The organism is Mesorhizobium sp. M1A.T.Ca.IN.004.03.1.1 (assembly GCF_003997555.1).
In the GTDB taxonomy this organism is placed as follows: Bacteria; Pseudomonadota; Alphaproteobacteria; order Rhizobiales; family Rhizobiaceae; genus Mesorhizobium.
In genome coordinates this window covers 1-238 of the sequence record NZ_RZTV01001052.1, presented here as the reverse complement: position 1 = coordinate 238, position 238 = coordinate 1, and the positions used below count along the sequence as shown (strand labels likewise).

Here is a 238-nt window from a genome sequence, read left to right as displayed (position 1 = left end):
ATGACGGAGACGATGGCACTCGCCTTCAGCATGCCGATCGCCTGATTGCCGGTCGGCGGGACGATGAGGCGTGCGGCTTGCTGCAGGATGATCGTCCGGAACGTCTGGCGAGGCTTCAATCCGAGTGCCGTCGCCGCCTCCCGCTGCCCGCAGTCGATGGCAAGAAGGCCGCTGCGGATGATTTCCGACATGTTGGCTGCCTCGTGCAGCCCGAGCGCCAGGAAGCCTGCGAGCGCTG

At 66.0% G+C, this 238-nt stretch carries 1 protein-coding gene; it reads right to left on the bottom strand.

The genetic code is table 11. The features are described from left to right. The coding region (locus EOD29_RS34890; protein ID WP_127248919.1) for an ABC transporter permease subunit at nucleotides 1–238 on the bottom strand (238 nt) is incomplete at both ends.